The 22,388-nt window shown below is 47.9% G+C and carries 19 protein-coding genes; 16 read left to right on the top strand and 3 right to left on the bottom strand.

Features of this window, described 5'->3' with window-relative positions:
- Window positions 1-215: 215 nt before the first annotated feature.
- Entirely contained in the window at window positions 216-4,205 is a 3,990-nt protein-coding gene (locus tag CHI14_RS09155; protein ID WP_095288132.1) for a DNA polymerase III subunit alpha, read from the top strand.
- Here CHI14_RS09155 and CHI14_RS29925 read toward each other — a convergent pair.
- Window positions 4,198-4,437 (bottom strand): hypothetical protein, encoded by a 240-nt coding sequence (locus CHI14_RS29925; RefSeq protein ID WP_170948067.1) that lies wholly within the window; start codon window positions 4,435-4,437, stop codon window positions 4,198-4,200. The genes CHI14_RS09155 and CHI14_RS29925 overlap by 8 nt on opposite strands.
- Between CHI14_RS29925 and CHI14_RS09150 the strand changes: the two genes are divergently transcribed.
- From CHI14_RS09150 to CHI14_RS09120, 7 genes are all read left to right on the top strand, one after another.
- Window positions 4,431-4,919: a phosphatidylglycerophosphatase A family protein gene (locus tag CHI14_RS09150; protein ID WP_095288131.1), complete on the top strand. Its 489-nt coding sequence runs from the start codon at window positions 4,431-4,433 to the stop codon at window positions 4,917-4,919. The two genes, CHI14_RS29925 and CHI14_RS09150, sit on opposite strands and share 7 nt — an antisense overlap.
- Window positions 4,920-5,170: 251 nt before the next feature.
- Window positions 5,171-5,359 (top strand): hypothetical protein, encoded by a 189-nt coding sequence (locus CHI14_RS09145; protein WP_017689496.1) that lies wholly within the window; start codon window positions 5,171-5,173, stop codon window positions 5,357-5,359.
- 409 nt (window positions 5,360-5,768) lie between these two features.
- Complete coding sequence (gene accD / locus CHI14_RS09140; RefSeq protein WP_095288130.1) at window positions 5,769-6,662, top strand: acetyl-CoA carboxylase, carboxyltransferase subunit beta; 894 nt, start codon at window positions 5,769-5,771, stop codon at window positions 6,660-6,662.
- Window positions 6,663-7,703 carry an acetyl-CoA carboxylase carboxyltransferase subunit alpha gene (locus CHI14_RS09135; RefSeq protein WP_095288129.1) on the top strand — a complete coding sequence of 347 codons (1,041 nt, stop codon included), beginning with the start codon at window positions 6,663-6,665 and terminating at the stop codon, window positions 7,701-7,703.
- A 107-nt stretch (window positions 7,704-7,810) separates the two neighbouring features.
- A complete protein-coding gene (pyk, locus tag CHI14_RS09130; RefSeq protein ID WP_095288128.1) occupies window positions 7,811-9,238 on the top strand; it encodes a pyruvate kinase in 1,428 nt (475 codons plus the stop codon).
- A gap of 135 nt (window positions 9,239-9,373) precedes the next feature.
- Window positions 9,374-9,880, top strand: a complete 507-nt coding sequence (locus CHI14_RS09125) for an acyl-CoA thioesterase (protein WP_095288127.1) — start codon at window positions 9,374-9,376, stop codon at window positions 9,878-9,880.
- A 6-nt stretch (window positions 9,881-9,886) separates the two neighbouring features.
- Window positions 9,887-10,282, top strand: coding sequence for an FxsA family protein (locus tag CHI14_RS09120; protein WP_095288126.1), 396 nt, complete (start codon window positions 9,887-9,889; stop codon window positions 10,280-10,282).
- A gap of 89 nt (window positions 10,283-10,371) precedes the next feature.
- On the opposite strand, the gene ytvI is transcribed toward CHI14_RS09120, so the two are convergent.
- Window positions 10,372-11,490, bottom strand: a complete 1,119-nt coding sequence (ytvI, locus tag CHI14_RS09115) for a sporulation integral membrane protein YtvI (protein WP_095288125.1) — start codon at window positions 11,488-11,490, stop codon at window positions 10,372-10,374.
- A 468-nt stretch (window positions 11,491-11,958) separates the two neighbouring features.
- Between ytvI and citZ the strand changes: the two genes are divergently transcribed.
- The 4 genes from citZ (at window position 11,959) to CHI14_RS09095 (ending at window position 16,030) form a co-directional block, all read left to right on the top strand.
- Window positions 11,959-13,071 carry a citrate synthase gene (gene citZ / locus CHI14_RS09110; protein ID WP_095288124.1) on the top strand — a complete coding sequence of 371 codons (1,113 nt, stop codon included), beginning with the start codon at window positions 11,959-11,961 and terminating at the stop codon, window positions 13,069-13,071.
- A gap of 150 nt (window positions 13,072-13,221) precedes the next feature.
- Complete coding sequence (icd, locus tag CHI14_RS09105; protein WP_095288123.1) at window positions 13,222-14,514, top strand: NADP-dependent isocitrate dehydrogenase; 1,293 nt, start codon at window positions 13,222-13,224, stop codon at window positions 14,512-14,514.
- A 15-nt stretch (window positions 14,515-14,529) separates the two neighbouring features.
- Window positions 14,530-15,471 carry a malate dehydrogenase gene (mdh, locus tag CHI14_RS09100; RefSeq protein WP_095288122.1) on the top strand — a complete coding sequence of 314 codons (942 nt, stop codon included), beginning with the start codon at window positions 14,530-14,532 and terminating at the stop codon, window positions 15,469-15,471.
- Window positions 15,472-15,604: 133 nt separating this feature from the next.
- On the top strand, window positions 15,605-16,030 hold the full coding sequence (locus CHI14_RS09095; RefSeq protein WP_095288121.1) for a hypothetical protein: 426 nt from the start codon (window positions 15,605-15,607) through the stop codon (window positions 16,028-16,030).
- Window positions 16,031-16,188: 158 nt separating this feature from the next.
- On the opposite strand, the gene CHI14_RS09090 is transcribed toward CHI14_RS09095, so the two are convergent.
- The gene (locus CHI14_RS09090; protein WP_095288120.1) at window positions 16,189-17,748 is read right to left on the bottom strand and encodes a histidine kinase N-terminal 7TM domain-containing protein; all 1,560 of its coding nucleotides are present in this window, start codon (window positions 17,746-17,748) and stop codon (window positions 16,189-16,191) included.
- A 363-nt stretch (window positions 17,749-18,111) separates the two neighbouring features.
- On the opposite strand from CHI14_RS09090, the gene CHI14_RS09085 reads away from it, so the two are divergent.
- The 4 genes from CHI14_RS09085 (at window position 18,112) to CHI14_RS09070 (ending at window position 22,327) form a co-directional block, all read left to right on the top strand.
- Window positions 18,112-18,981: an SDR family oxidoreductase gene (locus CHI14_RS09085; RefSeq protein ID WP_170948066.1), complete on the top strand. Its 870-nt coding sequence runs from the start codon at window positions 18,112-18,114 to the stop codon at window positions 18,979-18,981.
- Between the two features lie 291 nt (window positions 18,982-19,272).
- Window positions 19,273-19,608, top strand: a complete 336-nt coding sequence (locus tag CHI14_RS09080; RefSeq protein ID WP_095288119.1) for a cupin domain-containing protein — start codon at window positions 19,273-19,275, stop codon at window positions 19,606-19,608.
- A 40-nt stretch (window positions 19,609-19,648) separates the two neighbouring features.
- The gene (gene pnpS, locus CHI14_RS09075) at window positions 19,649-21,478 is read left to right on the top strand and encodes a two-component system histidine kinase PnpS (protein WP_095288118.1); all 1,830 of its coding nucleotides are present in this window, start codon (window positions 19,649-19,651) and stop codon (window positions 21,476-21,478) included.
- Between the two features lie 117 nt (window positions 21,479-21,595).
- Window positions 21,596-22,327 (top strand): response regulator transcription factor, encoded by a 732-nt coding sequence (locus tag CHI14_RS09070; RefSeq protein WP_095288117.1) that lies wholly within the window; start codon window positions 21,596-21,598, stop codon window positions 22,325-22,327.
- Window positions 22,328-22,388: the final 61 nt, after the last annotated feature.

Genomic DNA, 22,388 nt, shown 5'->3' with positions numbered 1-22,388 from the left:
CGCACCTCCTGTCAGTGGCCCGAAACAGGGGGAGCGGCTTGTACTCTTATTGTATGGGCGTGCCCCCGGACGATATGATAAAATAGAATAATAAAGTACGGTTGTACGTGCTGAAATTGTATTCAGTTATTGTATTCATATAGAAGAAAGATAGGCAGAAGCTGGGCTCTGAAGACAGATGCTGCAGCTATCCGCGGCGAAAGGAAGTAACGAACATGAGTTCTTTTGTGCATTTGCACGTTCATAGTGAATATAGTTTGCTGGACGGCGCTGCGCGTATTCCGGATCTCGTGAACCAGGCCGCAGATCTTGGAATGACCACACTCGCATTGACCGATCACGGCGTCATGTACGGCGCTGTTCCCTTTTATAAAGCCTGTATCGAACGAGGCATCAAGCCGATTATCGGTTGTGAGGCATACATGACCGCAGGGTCCCGCAAGGAACGGGGTAGTCGCAAGGATCAGCCCATTCACCACTTGATCTTGCTGGCGAAGAACATGACGGGTTACCGCAACCTGATGAAATTATGCTCTATTGGGCATTTGGAAGGTTTCCACTACAAGCCACGTATTGATATGGAGAGTTTGGCTGCCCATCACGAGGGCATTATCTGTCTGAGTGCTTGTCTGGGAGGAGAAGTGCCTCAGCATTTGCTTCATGGACGGGAAGAAGAGGCTCGGCGGGCAGCGCTTCGTTATAAACATATTTTTGGTCCTGATTTCTATCTGGAGCTTCAGGATCACGGCTTAGCGGAGCAGAAAAGAGTTAATCCCCAATTGATTCGTCTAGCCGAGGAACTGGATATTCCGCTTGTGGCGACCAATGATGTGCATTACCTGTCGGAAGCGGACGCTGAACTTCAGGATGTACTCATTTGTATCGGAACCGGGAAAACCGTTGATGATGAGAGTCGTCTTCGGATTGGGACCAATCAGCTGTATTTGAAAAGTGAGCAGGAGATGGCACGCTTGTTCCCTCATGTGGAAGAAGCACTGAAGAATACGATTCGTATTGCCGAATCCTGTGAACTGCAGTTGGAATTTGGCAAATCCATCCTGCCTGAATACAGACCGCTGCCTGAGGGACAGAGCCCTTCTCAGTACCTGAGAGAGCTCTGTGAAAGAGGCATGGAGGAACGATATGCCGAGTCAGAACGCTGGACGGATTCAACCCTCCGTTCCGAGCTGGAGCAGCGATTGAACTATGAACTTCAGGTCATCGACAGTATGGGCTTCTCAGATTACTTCCTGATCGTATGGGATTTTATCGCTTATGCCCACAGACAAGGGATCGTCACCGGCCCAGGCCGGGGTTCCTCGGCGGGAAGCCTTGTTGCCTATACACTGCATATTACTGATGTTGATCCGATGAAATATAACCTGCTCTTTGAACGTTTTCTGAATCCTGAACGTATTTCCATGCCCGATATCGATATCGATTTCAGCGATGAGCGGCGGGATGAGGTTATTGATTATGTCGCAGACAAATACGGAAAAGCACATGTGGCGCAGATTATTACCTTTGGTACAATGGCTGCACGTGCAGCAGTCAGAGACGTTGGACGGGCGTTAAATGTACCTTATGGCGAGGTGGATAAGGCGGCGAAGCTCATTCCTGCCCAGCTCGGGATTAACATCCGGCGTGCCATGGACGCAACGCCTGAACTGAAGGCTTTATATGAAACGAAGCCAAAAACCCGTGAACTCCTAGACATGGCCATGAAGGTGGAAGGCATGCCGCGCCATGCGTCCACGCATGCTGCCGGGGTCGTTATATCACGCGATCCTCTGACCGATGCTGTTCCGCTTCAGGAAGGAAGCGAGGGCACTGCGCTAACCCAATACTCGATGGAAAATCTGGAGTCAATCGGGCTGCTCAAGATGGACTTTCTCGGACTGCGAACCCTTTCCATTATTGAACGCTGCCTGCGTTGGATCGGGGAAGAAGGCCAAGTTCCGGATTTTCGCTATATCGCGGATGATGATGAAGCAACGTATGAGATGCTTGGCCGTGGCGACACGATGGGCATATTCCAGCTGGAATCGGCGGGCATGCGTCGTGTGCTGAAGGATCTGAAGCCGACGGTATTTGAAGACATCATTTCCGTTCTCGCTTTGTATCGTCCGGGTCCAATGGAGTTCATCTCCAAGTATATTCAGGGCAAGCATGGACAGATTGAAGTCGATTATCCCCATGCCGATCTGGAATCCATTCTTAAGGATACGTATGGCATCATCGTCTATCAGGAACAGATCATGCAGATTGCTTCACGCATGGCGGGTTTCTCGCTGGGAGAAGCGGACTTGCTTCGCCGAGCTGTTTCCAAGAAAAAACGGGAAGTGCTCGATCTGGAACGCGGACATTTCGTTCAGGGCAGTCTCAAACAAGGCTATAGCGAGGAAGAAGCGGACCTGGTCTATGACATGATAGTGAAGTTTGCCAACTACGGTTTCCCGCGTGCTCACGCCGCGGCATATGGTGTACTGGCGTTCCAGACCGCATATCTGAAGGCTCATTACCCGGTTCATTTTATGGCTTCCATGCTGACTGCCGTTATGGGCAGTCACCGCAAGGTTGCGGAATACGTCGTGGAATGTCGTCGTATGGGGATTGAGGTATTACCGCCTGACGTCAACGAAAGTGGCATTCTGTTTACTCCAGTCTTTGCAGTACCCGGCAAACCGGAGAACAATCTGACTCACAGGTCCGACATGGACAATGGGAACAACACCGAAAATCATTTGTATGATCATTCCGGTCAGGAAGAATATGGCGATGCACCATTGCCGGATGACCCAGGCCCAATGCCTGAAGAAGGTGATGATTCATATGGCTGGCAAGCTTCGACCGTGATGCCTGAAGACCTGAAACAAGAGGGGTTATCTGGAAACGGTAGTGAAGCGTCGGCGATAAAACATGTAGATCAGGAAGAAACAGGTTTATCCGGCGGAGTGGACCAGAATCAAGCTGAGGTATTTGCATCCGGTTCCATCCGTTTTGGACTGGCTGCTGTGAAGAATGTCGGCACCCAAGCCATGGAGAGTATCATGCTCGTCCGCAAGGAGCGCCCATTCGACAGTTTGCTCGATTTTTGTCGCCGTGTTGATCTGCGTGTCTGCAACAAACGTGTCATTGAATCGCTGATTCAGGCGGGCGCTTTTGACACTTTGCCCGGACACCGGGCGCAGCTGCTCGCGATGCTGGACGAGACGGTGGAAGCTGCTCTGAAGTGGCGCAAGGAGCGCGAGGATCTGCAGATTCAGCTGTTCGATTTTGTTGAGACGCCCAACTGGGAGATTGAATATCCACAGATCCCTGCATATTCAGCTACTCAGCAGCTGGAGCTTGAGCGGGAATTGTTGGGTCTCTATCTCTCCGGTCATCCGCTTGATGATTATGAAGCTGTGCTCGAATCGAGCGGAGCGGACCGGATTATGGAGCTGACAGAAGCATCCGACGATACGATGGCCGTTGCTGCCGGGATGGTGGTGTCCGTGAAGTCGATCACGACGAAACAGGGCAAGGCCATGGCGTTCATGGAGCTGGAAGACCAGATTGAACGATGCGAAGTGGTTCTCTTTCCCGAAGTATGGCGGCGTAGCCAGCAGCATGTCGGGAAAGGCGAACTGCTCGTCGTGCGTGCCAAAGTGCAGCAGCAGGACGAAGGGTTTAAGCTGCTGGCTGAGGAAGTGGTGCCGCTCACACAGGCGGCACTGGAACAGCAGCTGCGCAGCCGCGAACGGCGCGGGAAGCCTGGCAGCGGTAGTTCTTCCCGCCCGGCGGCCCCGGCACGGCAGCCAGCCGGTGCGAAAACTCCAGCTGCAGCCGGAGCTGTGCGCAGCAGCGCAGCCGGAAGGCCGGCTGCAGCGCACCGCGGGGAAGGCGTAGGCGAGGGTGAGGCGACGCCTGCATCGTCGCCAGGCAGCACCGTTTCTGCCAGTGGATCCGAGCAGATTCGCCGGTCTCAGGCCGCACAGCAGCGGGTGTTCGTGAAGATCACTCCACAGTCTGAGAAACCGGAACTGCTGACACGTTTGAAGCAGCTGCTCCAGCAGCATCCGGGTCCGGTTGCAACAGTGCTTTTCTATGAGCAGCAGCAGAAGCTGCTCGCGTTAAGCGATGCTTACCGGATTAAACCGTCTCCTACACTGTTCTCCGAGATGGAACAGATGCTGGGCGAGGGTACAGTTAAAATCAAGTAATGGCCTTGGCAGCGCCCATCGCCAAAGGAGGAACCTGTCCGGTAATGCCGGACGGGTTCTTTTGTTTGGCCAAACGAAGTGAGACTGCTGCCTGGGGAGCCCCGTTTAACCCCGGACAGAAGTCCATTATTGTTTTTTTATGAACGTTTTGCAGGGTTGCCGCATACACTTGAGAACACCGAAGGACCTCGCGGTCCTCGGGGGAGCGATGCGGGAGGTCGAGATATGTCATATGAAATCGTAGAAGCTATGCTGGCCCGGCGGGGTGTACAGATTGATGCAATCGCTGAAATTGTATATCGTCTGCAAAAAGGGTACCACCCGGAACTGACTATGGATGATTGTGTAACAAGTGTGAAGTCGGTACTACAAAAAAGAGAGGTTCAGTATACGCTGTATACTGGCATTGCTCTGGATGAACTGGCTGAAAAACGTCTCTTGCCTCAGCCGTTGCAGGCCATTATGGAAGCGGATGAATCCCTGTATGGAGTGGACGAGACTCTGGCCCTTGGCATTACCCATGTGTATGGCATGATTGGTTTAACCAGTTTTGGTTACCTGGATAAAGAAAAAATAGGCGTCATTCACGATCTGAATGAAGATGGATCAGGCATTCATGTCTTCCTGGATGATCTGGTCGCCGGTCTGGCCGCTGCGGCTTCCGCACGTATTGCCCACAAAAATCTTAATGCCAAAAAATACCCTACCGATTAATAATTTCCTCCCTAGCTGCAGCACATTCAGGGCGGCAGGTGCTGCCCTGGAGTACCTGAACGTCTTATCTCCCTTACCAAAATATCGGACGAAGTGTTAAGCGTATCGGTTATCCCAGTGGGACAAATGTCCCTCAAGATCCCGTTTTCTCCCCTAAAGTCCTGAACCCTTCCTTGCAGAAAAAAACGGAGGTATGGTATCATTAGTCCAATATACGGGCTCTGAACATTAGCTTAGGGGGCGGACATGGCATGTGGACGGTGATTTACATTGCACCGACAGCAAAGGTTGCGGACAAGATTAAGACCAAGCTTTCGGAAGAAGGTTTTCTGGTACAGACCCGTCCCATCAGTTTATCCAAGCAGCAATTTGAGATTCGCGTTCCTTCTGGGGAATTGGAAGAAGTCCAGGAAGTGCTGAATTCAATTCTGCATTCCTGATTTGATTCAACATCAGAGGTGCCTTGGCGAAGAAGAAAGTACCATCGGTACATAAGGGGCTGACCGCGCAAGCGGAGAGAGGAATCGACTTGCATGTATTGTATGCTGCTGTCCTTCCTTCTTTTTTTGTTAGGCTATGGACTGACCAGGCTGCTCCCGGAGACCCTACCGAGACAAGTTCAAGTATTTCGCGCAACAATCTTTCGGTAATACAGGTAATATCAATCGTGCTGACAGAAGCCACTGATTCTTGCCTTATGCCGGCGGATTTTTTTGTTGTGAATGCCTGGACAAGGCCCATTGCAGCGTGTGGGTCGTAAGCGGTTCACCGCAGTACCTGTGTAGAAGTCGCTTATCGCGATGTACTGCAGGGTGCGGCTATCAAATCAACGGCTGGAGAGGTGTAGTTGTGTTCAAAGATATATTCCAGAAAAAACGGAAGTACGCTACCATACCTTCCGAGCGTGCGGTTCGTGGCGAAGGCCAGGAAGTCGTAGAACGTCCAAAGCGTGAAATCCCTGAAGGACTTATGAACAAGTGCAGCAAATGCGGCACGATTCAATATAGCAAGGAATTGGAGAAAAATCTGAAAGTTTGTCCTGCTTGCGGCTATCACATGCGCTTGAATGCCATGGAGCGTATTGCCATGGTTTTGGACGAGCAAGGCTTTGTTGAGCTGGATGCCGACATGGTTTCCGTGGATCCGCTTGGTTTCCCTGGATACAGCAGCAAGCTGGAGCAGCAGCGTCTGAAATCAGGCTTGAAGGAAGCTGTAATTACAGGAGAAGGAACCATTGAAGGTTTACCTGTAGTTGTTGCTGTTATGAGTTTTGATTTCTTCACAGGCAGCATGGGTTCTGTTGTAGGGGAGAAAATTACTCGGGCTGTAGAGCACGCAACGGAGAAAAACTTACCCCTGATTATTTTCTCGACCTCTGGTGGAGCGCGGATGCAGGAGAGTATCCTCAGCTTGATGCAGATGGCCAAAACAAGTGCGGCACTGGCTCGTTTGGATGAACAGGGAGGACTTTATATTTCGGTTATTACGGACCCGACCACAGGTGGGGTATCAGCGAGTTTCGCCAGTCTGGGTGATATCAACATCGCTGAACCAGGTGCCGTATTCGGCTTTGCCGGGCGAATTGTCATTGAGCAAACCATTCGTCAGAAGCTGCCTGAGGATTTCCAGACGGCAGAATTTAACATGCAGCATGGTCAGTTGGACTTGGTGATTCACCGGAAGGAACTTCGTACGACCCTTGCCAAGCTTCTGGATATGCACAGCGAAAAAGGAGGGGTCTAAATGGCGGGTGAGTTGCCATATGAAGCGCCTCTGGTTGAGATGCGCAAAAAGATTGAGGAGCTTGTACAGTTTGGACAGGAGAAGGGCATTGATTTCACCGATGAAATCGCCCGCCTGGAAGAACGTTATCATAGACTTGAAGAAGAGATTTATTCCGGCATAACGGCAGCTCAGAAAATGCATCTGGCGCGTCATCAACAGCGTCCAACTGCACTTGACCTGATCCAGCTGATTTTTACCGATTTTATCGAACTTCATGGTGATCGGATGTTTGGCGACGATTTGGCCGTCGTGGGCGGCCTTGCGAAACTGAATGGAAGAACGGTAACCGTGATCGGACAACAGCGGGGGAAAGATACGAAGGATAATATCGCCCGCTTTTTCGGGAGCGCGCATCCGGAAGGTTTCCGCAAAGGACTGCGGCTGATGAAACAGGCGAACAAATTTGGTCGTCCAATTATTACATTTGTTGATACTAAAGGAGCCTATCCGGGTAATACTGCAGAAGAGAGAGGTCAATCGGAAGCCATCGCCCGTAACCTGATTGAAATGGCGAAGCTCACGGTGCCTGTAATTGTTGTGGTTATCGGCGAGGGTGGAAGCGGCGGCGCACTCGCCTTGGCTGTAGGCAATCGTGTACTCATGCTGGAGCATGCCATTTATTCAGCGATCTCTCCAAATGGTGCAGCGTCCATCCTGTGGAAGGATGCGTCTAAGGCAGATCAGGCAGCGGAAGCGATGAAGATAACAGCCAAGGATCTGCTGGAGATGGAAGTTATCGAGGAAATTGTCCCTGAACCACGTGGTGGTGCGCATCGGGATTATGAAGGTGCTGCAGCAGCGATCAGCGAAGCTCTGGTTCGTCATCTGGAAGAGATGAAAGGCTGGAGCGGGGATCAGCTGAAGCAGGATCGGTACGAGAAATTCCGCAAAATCGGATCTGTTACGTTCGAATCTCCAACGCCACCGGCCCCAGTTGAAGCTCCGGAAGAGCCCGTTCGAGTGGATGCAGTGAATAATTTGTCGGGAAATGCAGAATGATGTGACGAATTTCCTATACAAAAGAACGAAAGTATAGTAAATTTAATAGTTGGAAAAAGAAAAAAGACATATACAGAGAGACCTTTTAAAATCGGAGGAAACCCAAAATGCGCAAAACGAAAATTGTATGTACGATTGGTCCATCCAGTGAATCACTGGAGAACACCAAAAAACTAATTATGGCCGGTATGAACGTGGCCCGTCTGAACTTCTCCCACGGTGATTTCGATGAGCACGGCGGACGGATCAAAGCGATTCGCCAAGCATGCGAAGAGTTGAACAAAACCGTAGCAATCCTGCTGGACACCAAAGGACCGGAAATTCGGACAGGTAAACTCGAAGTTGAACCGATTGAACTGGTTCAGGACGAGTACATCACTTTGACAACAGAAGAAATTCTGGGAACCAAAGAACGTCTTTCCATTACGTATGCAGATCTTCCAAATGATGTTGAGCCGGGATCTACAATTCTGATCGACGACGGTCTGATCGGACTGACTGTGGTGGAAGTGCAAGGCACCGAGATCAAATGCCGTATCGTGAACGGCGGAACGATCAAAAGCAAAAAAGGTGTTAACGTTCCGGGCGTTGCCATTTCTCTGCCGGGTATCACTGAAAAAGATGCGAACGATATCGTATTTGGTATCGAGCAAGGTATCGATTTCATCGCGGCTTCTTTTGTTCGTAAAGCAAGTGACGTGCTTGAGATTCGTGAACTGCTTGAGAAGCACAATGCTGGACATATCCAAATCATCTCCAAAATTGAGAACCAACAAGGCGTAGACAACCTGGATGAGATCCTTGAAGTGTCTGATGGCTTGATGGTAGCTCGTGGTGACCTTGGTGTGGAAATTCCTGCGGAAGAAGTACCATTGGTACAAAAACGCATGATCGAAAAATGTAATGTTGCAGGCAAACCGGTTATTACAGCTACACAAATGCTGGATTCCATGCAGCGCAACCCGCGTCCAACTCGTGCGGAAGCAAGTGACGTTGCGAATGCGATCTTCGACGGAACCGATGCAATCATGTTGTCTGGTGAGACAGCTGCGGGTAAATACCCGGTTGAATCCGTTCTGACCATGTCCCGTATCGCTGAAAAAGCAGAGTCCGCTCTGCCTTATCAAGAGCTGTATCTGAAACAACGTGTTGCACAACAAACCACCGTTACAGAGGCAATCAGCCAATCCGTTGCGCTGTCCGCACAAGATCTGAACGCAAAAGCGATCATCACTTCGACTGAATCTGGCCATACGGCTCGTATGGTTTCCAAATACCGTCCGGAAGCTCCTATCATTGCTGTGACTACGGAAGATAGAACTTCTCGTCGTCTTGCACTGGCTTGGGGTGTTACACCGGTGAAAGGCAGACGTTGTGACTCAACGGATTCCTTGTTTGAGAATGCAATCGAAGGCGGTTTGAAATCCGGAATCGTCAAAGAAGGTGATCTGGTTGTCATCACTGCGGGTGTACCTCTGGGTCGCTCCGGTTCCACCAACCTGATCAAAGTAAGCCAAATTCCAAACAACGCTTAATTGAACGATTAAGTTTGAGACGGATCAAAACAGGAATGAAGCAATGGGGCAATTGTCCCGTTGCTTTTTTCCATCTTTATGAGACTTTTCACTGAATAAATACGTATAAAGGGTAGACCGAAGGAGGCGGGTAACATGCAAGAACAGCTCCATGGAAACTGGTATGCTGCACGTCTGCGTGTGCGCTATCAAGAGAGTGATCAGATGGGTGTGGTCTATCACGCCAACTATTTGAATTGGTTTGAAATCGGTCGAACCGAGATGATTCGCCAAATGGGGTATACATATCGTAAAATGGAGGAACAGGGGCTACTGCTTCCCGTAACTGGACTGGATGTGAAGTATCATAAGCCTGCAAAGTATGATGATGAGATTATGATATTCACCCGAATTGTTGCATTTAGTGGTCTGCGATTAAATTATGAGTACGACGTAAGACGCATGACCGAAGACCTTGCTGTACAATTCGGCATTGGAGAGCAGATATGGGCTTCTGATGAATCGCTTCCGGGAGAACGACTGGTTACAGGCTCTACCCAGCATGTGTGGGTGAATGGAGATTGGAAGCCGGTAAGACTGGATAAAGCCGCCCCTGAGCTCTATAGCGCACTGGAGAAAGTGTGGCTCTCAGGAAAGGAGTAATTTGTAATGCGAAAATGGATGTGGGCTATATTATTATTCGTTCCGGTTATTGAATTGTTTGGATTCATTCTGATGAGTGACTGGATCGGAGCCGGGAAGACCTTGCTTCTCATGATTCTCACGTCCTTGATTGGTATAGCGATGCTGCAGTTTGAAGGGCGAAAAGTACTCGTCGATGCCAAAACCGAGATGGAACGCGGTAAAGTGCCTGGACGGAAAATGGTAGACGGACTTTTTATTTTTGTGGGTGGTTTCTTGCTGTTGATTCCTGGGTTTGTTACGGATATCATCGGATTTACTCTGGTATTTCCGTTAACACGTGCTGTGTACCGCTTATTTTTCCTGGGTTGGCTTGAGAAAAAAATGAAAAACGGCAGCATCACGTTCTACCGCCGTCCGTAATATGGTGTTGGTTTATTATTAAAGGCTCCTTCTTGCAGATCTTTTTCTGCGGAAGGAGCCTTTTTGATGTATTAAAAGATGTACAAATGCTACCGGACCCGGCCATTGATGATGTACGTTCTCAGGTCGCGCAGCACATTCGCACGATTGAATGCATCGAGGATGACCAAGCTGACTGGACCGATGATCAGGCCGAGTACGCCAAAGAGCTTCAATCCAACAAACATGCCCACCAGTGTCGCAAGTGGATCCAGACCTACACTGCTTGCCAGCACCTTTGGCTCAATGATCTGTCTCGCAATCAGTACGATGAGATAAACGACCGAAATACCAATCCCAAGATAAAGGTCTCCGTTCATAAACAGGTATGCTGCCCATGGAACCATGACCAGCCCAACGCCAAGATAAGGCAGAAGGTCAACCAGCCCGATTAGCAATCCAATGGTGAAAGCAGACTTCACCTGTAAGATGAGCAATCCAATCATGACAAATACCGCAGTTATGGAAATCATGATCAGCTGAGCACGGGCATAACCGAACAATGCTTTCTTTAAGTCGTTCCATATGTCCGTAATCGGTTTGCGGATTGAAGAAGGCACCCATCCGGAGACTGTAATGCCGTGGCGGGTCCAGCTTTTGCTAATAAAGAACGTGGAGAGCAGAACGACAATTAATACCGCTCCCATGTTGGGAAGGGAGGTCAGCAGACCCAAAATCATATTGAAAAAACCAGTAACCAGATCGCTGACAGCCGTACCTACCGTTTCGGTTGTTTTGCTGATATTGCTGTTGATCGTTTCCTGGTAGTTAGGGTTCTCCTTATAAAATTCGTTAATCTGTTCGATCAAGTTCTGAATTGCATCGTTTTGGGTCCAGCGGATAAAGGTTTCCTTGATCTCGTCCACATGCAGGTCAAAACTCGTGGTGAGTGATATGACTTCTTTTACCATCCGGGTTACTGCTGCGGAAAGTATCACAACAATAGCACCAAAATAGACGATCAATGAAAGGGTCACAGCTAGCCAGCGTGGAAAGCGGGCTTTGTCCTGAAGCAGCTTCACCAGTGGATTCATCGCATAAGCGATAATCCATGCGATGACAAAGGGGTATAGAAGCGGGAACAGCAAGTATATGGCAAAGGCGATCAGAACGGTCGCAATAATGACCCACAAGCCGCGCAGCAGGCGTTTCACAATAATTCTATCCAAACGTCACGTCTCCTTCTAATAATTTCGATCAGCATAGAAGCTATCTAGTTAATATAGAGCAATTGCAGCGTTTTGAAACGTTTGTTTGGCCTGCCAAGGAGCATTTATTTTCTTTTGCCTAGAGTATGCCAGAACACACGGATATATAGCAATATTCATGGAGCAGCGCACAGAATTATATAAATAGGATAAAATGTCAACCTTGTTTTTGTAAAGGCTTTCAAAAATGATTTATAGGCGTGATAAAGAAGTTTGATGTGCGAATGGCCTTTGGTGATGTTCACATAACCGACAAAATCCAGTATGATGTTATAAGGAAATACCGATTGACAGATAAGAAACCCGAATTTTGACGGTTTTACTATTTAATGAATTGTAAATGTTTTCAACACCAATTATTATGCTTTTCTAAGAGCTTCATCATGCTTTGTGGTTTCTTGATTTCGTTTATTAAAGGAGAGATGTAATATGACAGCTACCAAAGGTCTGGAAGGCATCGTTGCAACAACCTCTTCGATCAGTTCCATTGTAGACGGTGTACTTACATACCGTGGCTACAATATTGACGATTTGGCTGAACACGCAAGCTTTGAAGAAGTTGCTTATTTGCTGTGGTTCGGCAAATTGCCCAATACGGATGAATTGAAATCCCTTCGTAAAAGCCTGAGCGATTACGCGCCGATTCCGAGCGAGTTGATTGCACAAATCCGATTGTATCCGAAAAACATGAGTACCATGGCAGCACTGCGTTCTGCAGTATCCGCTCTGGGGCTGTATGATGAGCAGGCTGACGAGATGACAGCTGAAGCTAATGAAAATAAAGCGGTCAAGTTGCAAGCTCAATTGCCAACCATTGTGGCGGCCATCGCCCGCATCCGTCAGGGAAAAGAGCCTGTGGCTCCTAAAGAAGGCGCTTCCATCGCTGAGAATTTCCTGTACATGATGACTGGTGAAGAACCTTCCGATACGGCAGTTAAAGCGCTGGATCAGGCTCTGGTTCTGCACGCGGATCATGAACTGAATGCTTCGACGTTTGCAGCACGGGTAACCGTAGCTACGCTCTCCGACATTTATTCAGGCGTAACTTCCGCTATTGGCGCACTGAAGGGACCCCTGCATGGTGGTGCGAACGAAGCCGTCATGAAAATGTTGAATGAGATCGGCACGCCGGATCGTCTGGAAGAAGCGATTCAGGAGAAACTGAACAATCGTGAGAAAATCATGGGCTTCGGACACCGTGTATACAAAAATGGTGACCCACGTGCCAAACACCTGCAGAAGATGTCCAAAGAGCTGGGCAGCATGAACAATGATACCCGCCTTTATGAGATGTCTGTGAAGATTGAAGAACTGGTTACCGGACAAAAAGGGTTGAAGCCGAACGTGGATTTCTATTCCGCTTCCGTGTATACCCAGCTGGGTATCGAACAGGAACTGTTCACGCCGATCTTTGCCATCAGCCGGGTATCCGGATGGACAGCTCATATTCTAGAGCAGCTTGCGGATAACCGCATTATTCGTCCGCGTGCAGAATATACAGGTCCAACGGATCAGCGTTACATTTCAGTTGAGCTTCGCTAATAGACGGAAAACCAGTATAATAAACTGGATGGGGTGAAGGGTCCCGAAAACTGGCAGCAAGCCTGGTCAGACATCAAGACCCTTCCTTCGATAAGACAAGCGGTATCATGATACCGGAATTATACCAACACTCAAGGAGGAATTATGATTATGAAATTAGAAAAATTCGCTCATCCAACTGAAGGGGAAAAAATTCAGATTGATAACGGAACACTGCAAGTGCCTAATAACCCGATCATTCCTTTTATCGAAGGTGACGGTACAGGCCGCGACATCTGGAAAGCTTCCAAGCGTGTATTGGATGCAGCTGTTGAAAAAGCATATGATGGCAGCAAAAAAATCGCATGGTATGAAGTGTTTGCTGGTGAGAAAGCATTCAATACATACGGTGAGTGGTTGCCAAATGATACGCTTGAAGCCATTCGTGAGTACATCGTAGCCATCAAAGGACCTCTGACGACGCCAATCGGTGGCGGAATTCGTTCCCTGAACGTAGCTTTGCGCCAAGAGCTTGACCTGTACACTTGCCTGCGTCCTGTACGCTATTTCGACGGAGTGCCTTCCCCGGTTAAACGTCCTGAACTGGTAGACATGGTCATTTTCCGTGAGAATACAGAAGATATCTATGCAGGTATCGAGTATGCTGAAGGTTCCGATGAAGTGAAAAAAGTGATTCAGTTCCTGCAACAGGAAATGGGCGTTAACAAAATCCGTTTCCCTGAAACTTCAGGTATCGGTATCAAGCCAGTTTCCTCCGAAGGTTCCAAACGTCTGGTACGTGCAGCAGTTCAATACGCCATCGATCACAACCGTAAGAGTGTGACATTGGTACACAAAGGCAACATCATGAAATTTACTGAAGGTGCCTTCAAAAACTGGGGTTATGAAGTCGCTGAGGAAGAGTTCGGCGATAAAGTGTTCACTTGGGCACAATACGATATCATCAAGGAAAAAGAAGGTACAGATGCAGCGAATGCGGCTCAAAAAGCAGCTGAAGATGCAGGTAAAATCATCGTTAAAGATGCGATTGCCGACATTGCTCTGCAACAAGTATTGACTCGTCCAGGTGAATTCGATGTTATTGCTACATTGAACCTGAACGGTGACTACCTGTCCGACGCCCTTGCTGCACAAGTTGGTGGTATCGGTATCGCTCCAGGAGCGAACATCAACTATGTAACAGGCCATGCGATCTTCGAAGCTACACACGGTACTGCACCTAAGTATGCTGACAAAGACGTGGTGAACCCTGGTTCCGTTATCTTGTCTGGTGTTATGTTGCTTGAGCACCTGGGATGGCAAGAAGCAGCAAACCTGATCTACAAAGGTATGGAAACTTCCATCAACAACAAAACCGTAACGTATGACTTCGCACGTCTGATGGATGGTGCTACTGAAGTTAAATGCTCTGAATTCGCTGATCAAATCATTAAAAACCTGTAAGGGGAGTTGAGAGGCATGACTATTCAGCGCAAAAAAATCACAGTAGTCGGTGCCGGATTTACCGGAGCAACAACCGCTCTAATGCTTGCCCAAAAGGAGCTTGGAGATGTTGTGCTGGTTGATATTCCTCAATTAGAAAACCCGACTAAAGGAAAAGCACTCGATATGCTTGAGGCGAGCCCTGTTCAAGGCTTTGACAGCAATATCGTCGGAACTTCAAACTACGAAGATGCGGCAGGTTCAGACATTGTGATTATCACTGCAGGCATCGCCCGCAAGCCGGGAATGAGCCGTGATGATCTGGTCAATACCAACGCTGGAATCGTGAAGTCCGTGTGTGAAAATGTGAAAAAATATTGCCCTGATTCCATCGTCATTATTCTGAGTAACCCGGTAGATGCGATGACTTATGCTGCATATAAAACACTAGGATTTCCTAAAAACCGAGTTATCGGCCAATCCGGTGTCCTGGATACAGCGCGTTATTGCACATTCATTGCGCAAGAGCTAAATGTGTCCGTTGAGGATGTTCGTGGTTTCGTTCTTGGTGGCCACGGAGACGATATGGTACCACTTGTTCGTTATTCAAGCGTTGGTGGTATTCCAATCGATACATTGATCCCGGCAGATCGCATTGAATCCATTGTACAACGCACACGTGTTGGCGGCGGCGAAATTGTCAATCTGCTGGGTAACGGAAGTGCCTATTATGCCCCAGCAGCTTCACTGGTTCAGATGACCGAAGCCATTTTGAAGGACAAAAAACGGATCATCCCAGTGATTGCTTACTTGGAAGGCGAGTATGGTTATAACGACTTATTCCTCGGTGTGCCAACCATTCTGGGTGGTAACGGGATTGAAAAAGTATTTGAACTCGAGCTCACACCTGAAGAAAAGGCGGGACTCGACAAATCTGCGGATTCTGTTCGAAACGTCATTTCAGTCGTGACCATATAAGTTTGAAAACTTCTTGAACATGAAAAGTGAGAAAACCTCCGGAAACTCGGAGGTTTTCTTTTCTTTGGATAAGTTCCCCAGTATAATGGGATGTGATGTATCGCACACTGAAAATTTGAGGAGGATGGAAATTTTGACAATGATTATGTATTTGCTCCATATCATCGGAGCGCTATCTATGGGGTTCTATCTGATCTTGCCGTTCGTCGTTGGTAAGATCCGCACGCTGAATGCTGCGGCACAGGAAGGCGCATTTACATCCGTTCGTTCATTGAACCGCATCGCCCAGTATGGGTTGGTTATCCAGCTTCTCACAGGGGGATACCTGATGACGAAGGGTGAATATTCCCACCTGTGGATGGGTGTCGTTGTTGTTTTATTGCTCGCCATTGCTGCCATTGGCGGTATTATGGGTAAACCGCTGCGTTTGGCAGCAGAAGGTGTAAAAAGCAACCGTGATGTGAGCCCGGAGCAGGGCAAGATTCGTACGTTCAGTACAATACTGGCTGTCCTCTTGCTCATTATGGTTTATCTTATGGTTGATCGCACGATAATCTAACTAGTTATCTGCAAGATTGTTGTTCGATACAGTCTGTTAACGTAAATCTAAAACGCTTGCATAAAATGCGGGTAGACAAGCCTGGTAGGGTAATAGTGTTAGTATCAAAAATAGACAACCCATGGGGCTGTCTATTTTTATTTGTTAAACATATTGGATTAGGCAAGGCTGACTGAATGAGCAAATACAGCGTTCCGTCCATTTCGTTTGGACTCGTATAATGCACTATCGGCATCCCGAAGCAAGGATTCAAGTGAATCCGTTTCACTGCTATACTGGGCAACGCCAAAGCTTGAAGTAATGGGTACAAGATTCCCCTCCACATGAAGAGGGTCATTCAGCAAAGCCACACGTAACTGCTCGGCTAGCCGCTTTCCATCCTGAAGAGCTGCATTTGGCAGGGCAATGACAAATTCTTCTCCGCCATACCGGGCGAACACCATTTCAGAGTTCAAATAACGATTACATACCGAGACGACGTGAACAAGGGCCTGATCCCCAACTTCGTGTCCATAGGTGTCGTTGATCCGTTTGAAATGATCGATATCAAATAGAATAAAAGATGCAGGCTGATGACTAAGCTGTGCCTCGTTCAGTATTTCACGGCCTTTATGCAGAAACTGCGTTCGATTGTATATTTTGGTCAAACCGTCGAAATATGCGAGCTGCTTCAATTGTTCTTGCAGAAACCGCTGCTCTGTAATATCGATAAGCATGATCAAGCTTCCAACGGCCTCTCCGTTTTTGTTATACACATAAGATGTTCTGACCTGATAACAGACCGTCTGCCCATGCAACTGCCAATAGAGATCCGTCTGTAGGCCTTCTCTTCCGTATTCCACGGGAAAAGTCTCGCCGGCCAGTGAAAGCCAGATATCATTCAGCGGCTGTCCAACCATGCTTGTCTCCAGTTCAGGCAGCATACCGCGCAGCGCTTTGTTGTAATCGACCAGACGATTCGAACCATCCAGAACAATAACGCCCTCGCGCATGCTCTCAAAGATACTGTCTTTGGCAATAGGAACGATGGTCAACAGACGAGAAGACAGGATTGCCCAGATGTACATGGATGAAGTGACACACATGAGTACCGGGACGGGATCCATTCCTCCTGGAGTCAGTCCCATTAAGTAAAGAAAGGCACCTGTCATCGGTATCAATTGAGAAGTAATCAATGTAAGCAGCTGACGGCGATACATTTTCTTGGTGTGTTTCCATTGCGCAATCAGGATCAGACACGCACATAACAGACATGAAAACGTAAATGCACCGTGAACAACATACCATTGACCAGCGGCAATATCCATCAGAGGAACAGAACTATCCGTTCGAAGCCATACTTTTTTGTAGAACAAATGGTGATAGTCATTGGTTGCAACCATAAAGAACGTAATCGTCGGAATGACGAACAGCGCTGCAGTAGCCTTTTTCGATAGTGACTTGCCCGTGTACTGGATCATCAGGATCAAGCCGAGGGAGGCGGAGAAAGGCATGCCCATGTACTCCACTACCGTCCAGAATTTCATTTGTTCGAGTGTATTGCTGGCGAGTTCGATTGCATAACCAAAAGTATAAACGGATAAGGCAGCCGTATAGAGCATAAATACGTTAGCTCTTGAAATTTCTGCTCTTCTAAAATAGGTGTATACACACAAAAAAACATTCAGGACGGCTGAGGTGGTTACAAGGGATATATAAGCGTTAATGTGCGATTCCATTGTTTGGCTCCATGTCAGATTGAGAATCTGTTATTTGAGATGCTTGATCGAACGCAGGATATATACCGGGTATAAGGTACTAAAATCACATTTGTATACTGTACATTGTACATCAGCCCAAGCGGCATAGGAATACAATTTGTGTCATGAAACAGGTCATTATCGAAAATTAATCGAAATTTGGTGTAATTTATAATTCATTCTATTTTCTGTTTGACCTCCAAAAGAGAGTGGTAAGTAAGTATCGAGACAGCCGTAGTGAGTTTTGGATGATGTCAGCTGCAGCAGGAATAATCTGCACTGTTCATGCCATCCTACAGAATGAGAAGTATACAGCCATTCATTTTGAGAGGAGAATGTGAAATGTCAACCAATACACAAACGCAAAAAACGATGCCAGCACAACATCAGGACCAGCGTCCCGGAATTGAATCGGAGATGCACCCGAAGCCGGAGTTCGAAAAACCGCAGTATAAGGCGGCTGACAAATTATTGGACAAAGTTGCCCTTATTACCGGAGGTGACAGTGGAATCGGACGTGCCGTTGCCGTTACGTATGCAAAAGAAGGCGCAGATGTAGCCATTGTTTACCTCAGCGAGCACCAGGATGCAGAAGAAACGAAACGTCAAGTGGAACAGGAAGGACGCAAGTGTATCCTGATTGCCGGAGACATTGGTGATGATTCATTTGCCAAGAAAGCTGTTCAACAGACAGTGGAGCAGCTGGGCAAGCTGGATATTGTGGTTAACAATGCAGCCGAGCAGCACCCACAGCAGCAGCTGGAGGATATTACGCCTGAACAGCTGGAGCGGACGTTCCGCACCAACATCTTCGGGATGTTTTATATCACGCAGGCCGCCCTGCCACATCTGAAGCAGGGCAGCACAATTATCAACACGACGTCCATCACAGCCTATCGAGGTAGTCCAACTCTGCTCGACTATTCGTCCACCAAAGGAGCGATTACGTCGTTCACACGTTCTCTGTCCATGAACGTTGTTGAGAAAGGCATTCGTGTAAATGCGGTAGCTCCAGGCCCAATCTGGACACCACTGATTCCATCGACATTTGATGAGAAAAAAGTGAGCGAGTTCGGCGCTACGCAGCCGATGAAACGTCCTGGTCAACCGGATGAGCTGGCTCCTGCGTACGTATATCTGGCTTCGGATGATTCATCCTATGTGAGTGGACAAGTCATTCACATCAACGGTGGCGAAGTCGTTAACGGATAATATGAAGCTCAGTTCGAGTTAATACTTTCAACTCACATATCTAAAGACGTATCGGTTCAGCTAATGCTGGCGGTACGTCTTTATGTTTTTTGACAATGATCCCGAATTTCTGTGCTATGTTTACAAAAGTCAGGATCAGAAATGATAGTTACATGATATTCTTGATACATGTTCTCTTGGACCTCGTACAGTAAAAGTACTTCATGTCGTATCTGTTTCAATTAGAAACGAATCTGTCCCAAAGGCAACTGTGATATGATAGACGGAACATACCGATCGGGAGGATACAACATGAAGATTAGCAAACAAAACGCAGCGCATTACATATGGGGTGCTCAATGTGATGGATGGCATCTCGTGCAGAACGAGGGTTTAAGCATTATTCATGAGCGCATGCCTGCAGGAACAGCTGAAATACGTCATTACCATAACGTAAGCCGCCAATTCTTTTTTGTCCTGCACGGAGTGGCGTGTATGGAGCTTGATGGCGTGGAGTATACGCTTGAGCCGCATGAAGGACTGGAGATTCCACCGGGAGTGCCTCATCAGATGCAAAATACAAGTGCAAATGAAGTAGAGTTTCTGGTTGTTTCACTGCCAGGTACACGTGGCGATCGGATAGAGTGAACTAACCTATAATTGAGATTAACTAAAAAGGAAGAGATTAATGAGACCGTTTCGAGTTCGCCTTTCCATCATCATGATGATATTGATTGGTGTATCCGTCATTGTGGCTGGATATACGATGGGCAGAGTATTTAAAACAACACACACCACAGCACTGGAGCAAACGATGGTGCGTGAAATCAATTTGCTCAAGGCAACGTTTCCTTTCCACGATGCAACCGATCCAACCTCGGCAGAAACAAGAAAGTACTATTCGGATCGGGCAGGCGAGCTGGAAAAGCTCACCGATTCCAGGGTAACGTTTATTAATCGGGATGGAACGGTCATTGGAGATTCAGAGAGTGATCCTGCTACAATGGATAATCATCTGGACCGGGAAGAAATCAAGGGTGCAGTTGGTGATGGTTATGGCCAGTCCATCCGTTTCAGTGAGACGCTGGGAGTAGATATGTTATATGTCGCGCTGCCCGTGAACTCGGATCAAAGTGACATGGTAGAAGTGCCAGGCGGAGAATTCGATGGTTACATCCGATTATCCATGAGTTTGGCTGCTGTGGATCAGGGGTTACAGCGCGGCTGGTTAATCATGTTTGTAGCCTTGGGACTGTTGTTCCTGATTGTGGCTCTGGTCAGTTACCGGGTTGCTCGGGGGTTAACCTCACCGATTGAACACATAACGAAGGTAGCTCACCGGATAACCAAACTGGAGTATGATGCCAGGGTAGAGGTCACACGCAGAGACGAAATTGGACAGCTTGGGCTGGCGATTAACGGAATGGCTGACAGTCTACAGACTCAGCTCAAAACGATTCGCGATAATGAGGCATTACTCCAGAGTGTCCTGGCCAACATGGCAGGCGGCATTGTCATGATTGATGCGTCCCAATCCATTGCACTGGTAAACCGGGAAGCAGAGCGTATGCTGGGTATTCAATCCGAACGCGTGACAGGTAAACCCTATATTGAATTGAAGAAACATTATGAATTGACACGGACGATTGAAGAAAGTGTAGCTGTTCAGGAACGGATGCATGAGGAGGTAAGTATTTTTAACCCGGAGGAACGTCTAATTCGTATTGACGGTGTTCCGATGACCGAAGATGATGGCGGATACCGCGGGATGCTGTTCCTTTTGCAGGATGTTACGGCGATACGCAGACTGGAATCGATGCGCAGTGAGTTCGTTGCGAATGTTTCCCATGAACTGAAGACTCCTGTGGCCGCGGTCAAAGGGTTTGCTGAGACGCTGCTTAGCGGGGGAGTGCAGGACAAAGAGACGGAACGGTCATTCTTGCAGATCATCTATGACGAAGGGGATCGATTAAACCGATTAATCGGGGATATTCTGGAGTTATCCAAGATCGAATCCAAACGGGCGCCGCTGCAATGTTCTCCTGTACATGTGCATTCGTTCTTCGAGATGGTTCTGGGTACACTATCCAAAGTGGCAGAGAAGAAGCAGATTCGACTGCAGATGTTTGTGCCGGAGGAGCTGTATATCGAGGCCGACGAGGATAAAATGAAACAGATTTTCATTAACCTGCTCTCGAACGGGATTAACTACACTCCTGAAGGGGGACGTGTCAAATTACAGGTGACGGTCGAACATGGTGAAACCGAGGAACAGGTGGTATTTGCAGTATCGGACACCGGGATTGGTATTCCGAAGAAGGACCTGCCGAGAATTTTTGAACGTTTCTACAGGGTAGACAAAGGAAGATCACGCAACTCTGGTGGTACGGGGCTTGGGTTATCCATTGTGAAACATCTGGTTGAGCTGCACCACGGCAAGTTATCGGTTGAGAGTGAACTTGGCATGGGTACAACGTTCAAGGTAATCCTTCCCCTGATACAGGATGAAGAAATCTAGGCCTGAAGAAGTGAATTGTAAAATCGAATAAATTGCTTTACACAGCGTTAACAAATAAGTGCTATGATATAAAAAGTGTTGTGGCAACAGACAACCTATAAGGAGAGAAGGGGTATCATGGCACAGCGTTTGCTAGTTATTGAAGATGAACCTACATTATCGAGATTACTTACGTACAACCTGACACAGGAAGGCTATGACGTTACCGCTGAGGATCATGGATCTTCAGGATATGACCGTGCAGTTTCACAGGACTTTGATTTGATCCTTCTGGATCTGATGCTGCCCGGAATGAACGGTCTGGATATTCTGAACAAATTAAGAGTTCAGGGTGTAACTACACCCGTCATCATCCTTACGGCGAAGAACGGTGAAGCCGAGGTGGTACAGGGTCTGAAATCCGGAGCTGACGACTATATTACAAAGCCCTTTGGCGTGTCGGAACTGCTTGCCAGAGTGGACGCCGTATTAAGAAGATATTCCAATGGAGATGACCTGCCGCAGCCAGAGGACAAGGATGGTTCACGAATTGTACTGGGCGAACTTGAGATCTATCCACTGAAGTACGAAGTGACGCTGGGTGGCCAATCCATAAGTCTGCGTCCCAAAGAATTCGAAGTTCTGCTCTACTTGGCCAAGAAGCCAGGCGTTGTACTTACACGTGATGACCTGATGAATGCGGTCTGGGGGTTCGATTATATTGGAGGCCAGCGCACCGTTGACGTTCATGTAAGTTCATTACGTAAAAAGCTGGAGCTGGACCCGGAATCCGTACACATTGATTCCATTCGAGGTGTAGGTTATAAACTGGTTGTAAAAAGAAAAACTCCCCATCATTCAAGTTCGTAATGATCGGGGAGTTTTATTTTACGTCCAATTTACATAAACCTTTATTTTCCTTTACATAGAG

This window comes from Paenibacillus sp. 7516 (assembly GCF_002272715.1).
GTDB lineage: Bacteria > Bacillota > Bacilli > Paenibacillales > Paenibacillaceae > Paenibacillus > Paenibacillus illinoisensis_A.
This window is presented reverse-complemented; position numbering and strand designations above follow the sequence as displayed.

Bases quoted from the DNA above. Each gene is read 5' to 3' on its own strand.
- CHI14_RS09155 (WP_095288132.1), top strand. From the start codon at position 216: ATGAGTTCTTTTGTGCATTTGCACGTTCATAGTGAATATAGTTTGCTG.
- CHI14_RS09150 (WP_095288131.1), top strand. From the start codon at position 4,431: ATGTCATATGAAATCGTAGAAGCTATGCTGGCCCGGCGGGGTGTACAG.
- CHI14_RS29925 (WP_170948067.1), bottom strand. From the start codon at position 4,437: ATGACATATCTCGACCTCCCGCATCGCTCCCCCGAGGACCGCGAGGTC.
- CHI14_RS09145 (WP_017689496.1), top strand. From the start codon at position 5,171: ATGTGGACGGTGATTTACATTGCACCGACAGCAAAGGTTGCGGACAAG.
- CHI14_RS09135 (WP_095288129.1), top strand. From the start codon at position 6,663: ATGGCGGGTGAGTTGCCATATGAAGCGCCTCTGGTTGAGATGCGCAAA.
- pyk (WP_095288128.1), top strand. From the start codon at position 7,811: ATGCGCAAAACGAAAATTGTATGTACGATTGGTCCATCCAGTGAATCA.
- CHI14_RS09125 (WP_095288127.1), top strand. From the start codon at position 9,374: ATGCAAGAACAGCTCCATGGAAACTGGTATGCTGCACGTCTGCGTGTG.
- CHI14_RS09120 (WP_095288126.1), top strand. From the start codon at position 9,887: ATGCGAAAATGGATGTGGGCTATATTATTATTCGTTCCGGTTATTGAA.
- citZ (WP_095288124.1), top strand. From the start codon at position 11,959: ATGACAGCTACCAAAGGTCTGGAAGGCATCGTTGCAACAACCTCTTCG.
- icd (WP_095288123.1), top strand. From the start codon at position 13,222: ATGAAATTAGAAAAATTCGCTCATCCAACTGAAGGGGAAAAAATTCAG.
- mdh (WP_095288122.1), top strand. From the start codon at position 14,530: ATGACTATTCAGCGCAAAAAAATCACAGTAGTCGGTGCCGGATTTACC.
- CHI14_RS09090 (WP_095288120.1), bottom strand. From the start codon at position 17,748: ATGGAATCGCACATTAACGCTTATATATCCCTTGTAACCACCTCAGCC.
- CHI14_RS09085 (WP_170948066.1), top strand. From the start codon at position 18,112: ATGTCAACCAATACACAAACGCAAAAAACGATGCCAGCACAACATCAG.
- CHI14_RS09080 (WP_095288119.1), top strand. From the start codon at position 19,273: ATGAAGATTAGCAAACAAAACGCAGCGCATTACATATGGGGTGCTCAA.
- pnpS (WP_095288118.1), top strand. From the start codon at position 19,649: ATGAGACCGTTTCGAGTTCGCCTTTCCATCATCATGATGATATTGATT.
- CHI14_RS09070 (WP_095288117.1), top strand. From the start codon at position 21,596: ATGGCACAGCGTTTGCTAGTTATTGAAGATGAACCTACATTATCGAGA.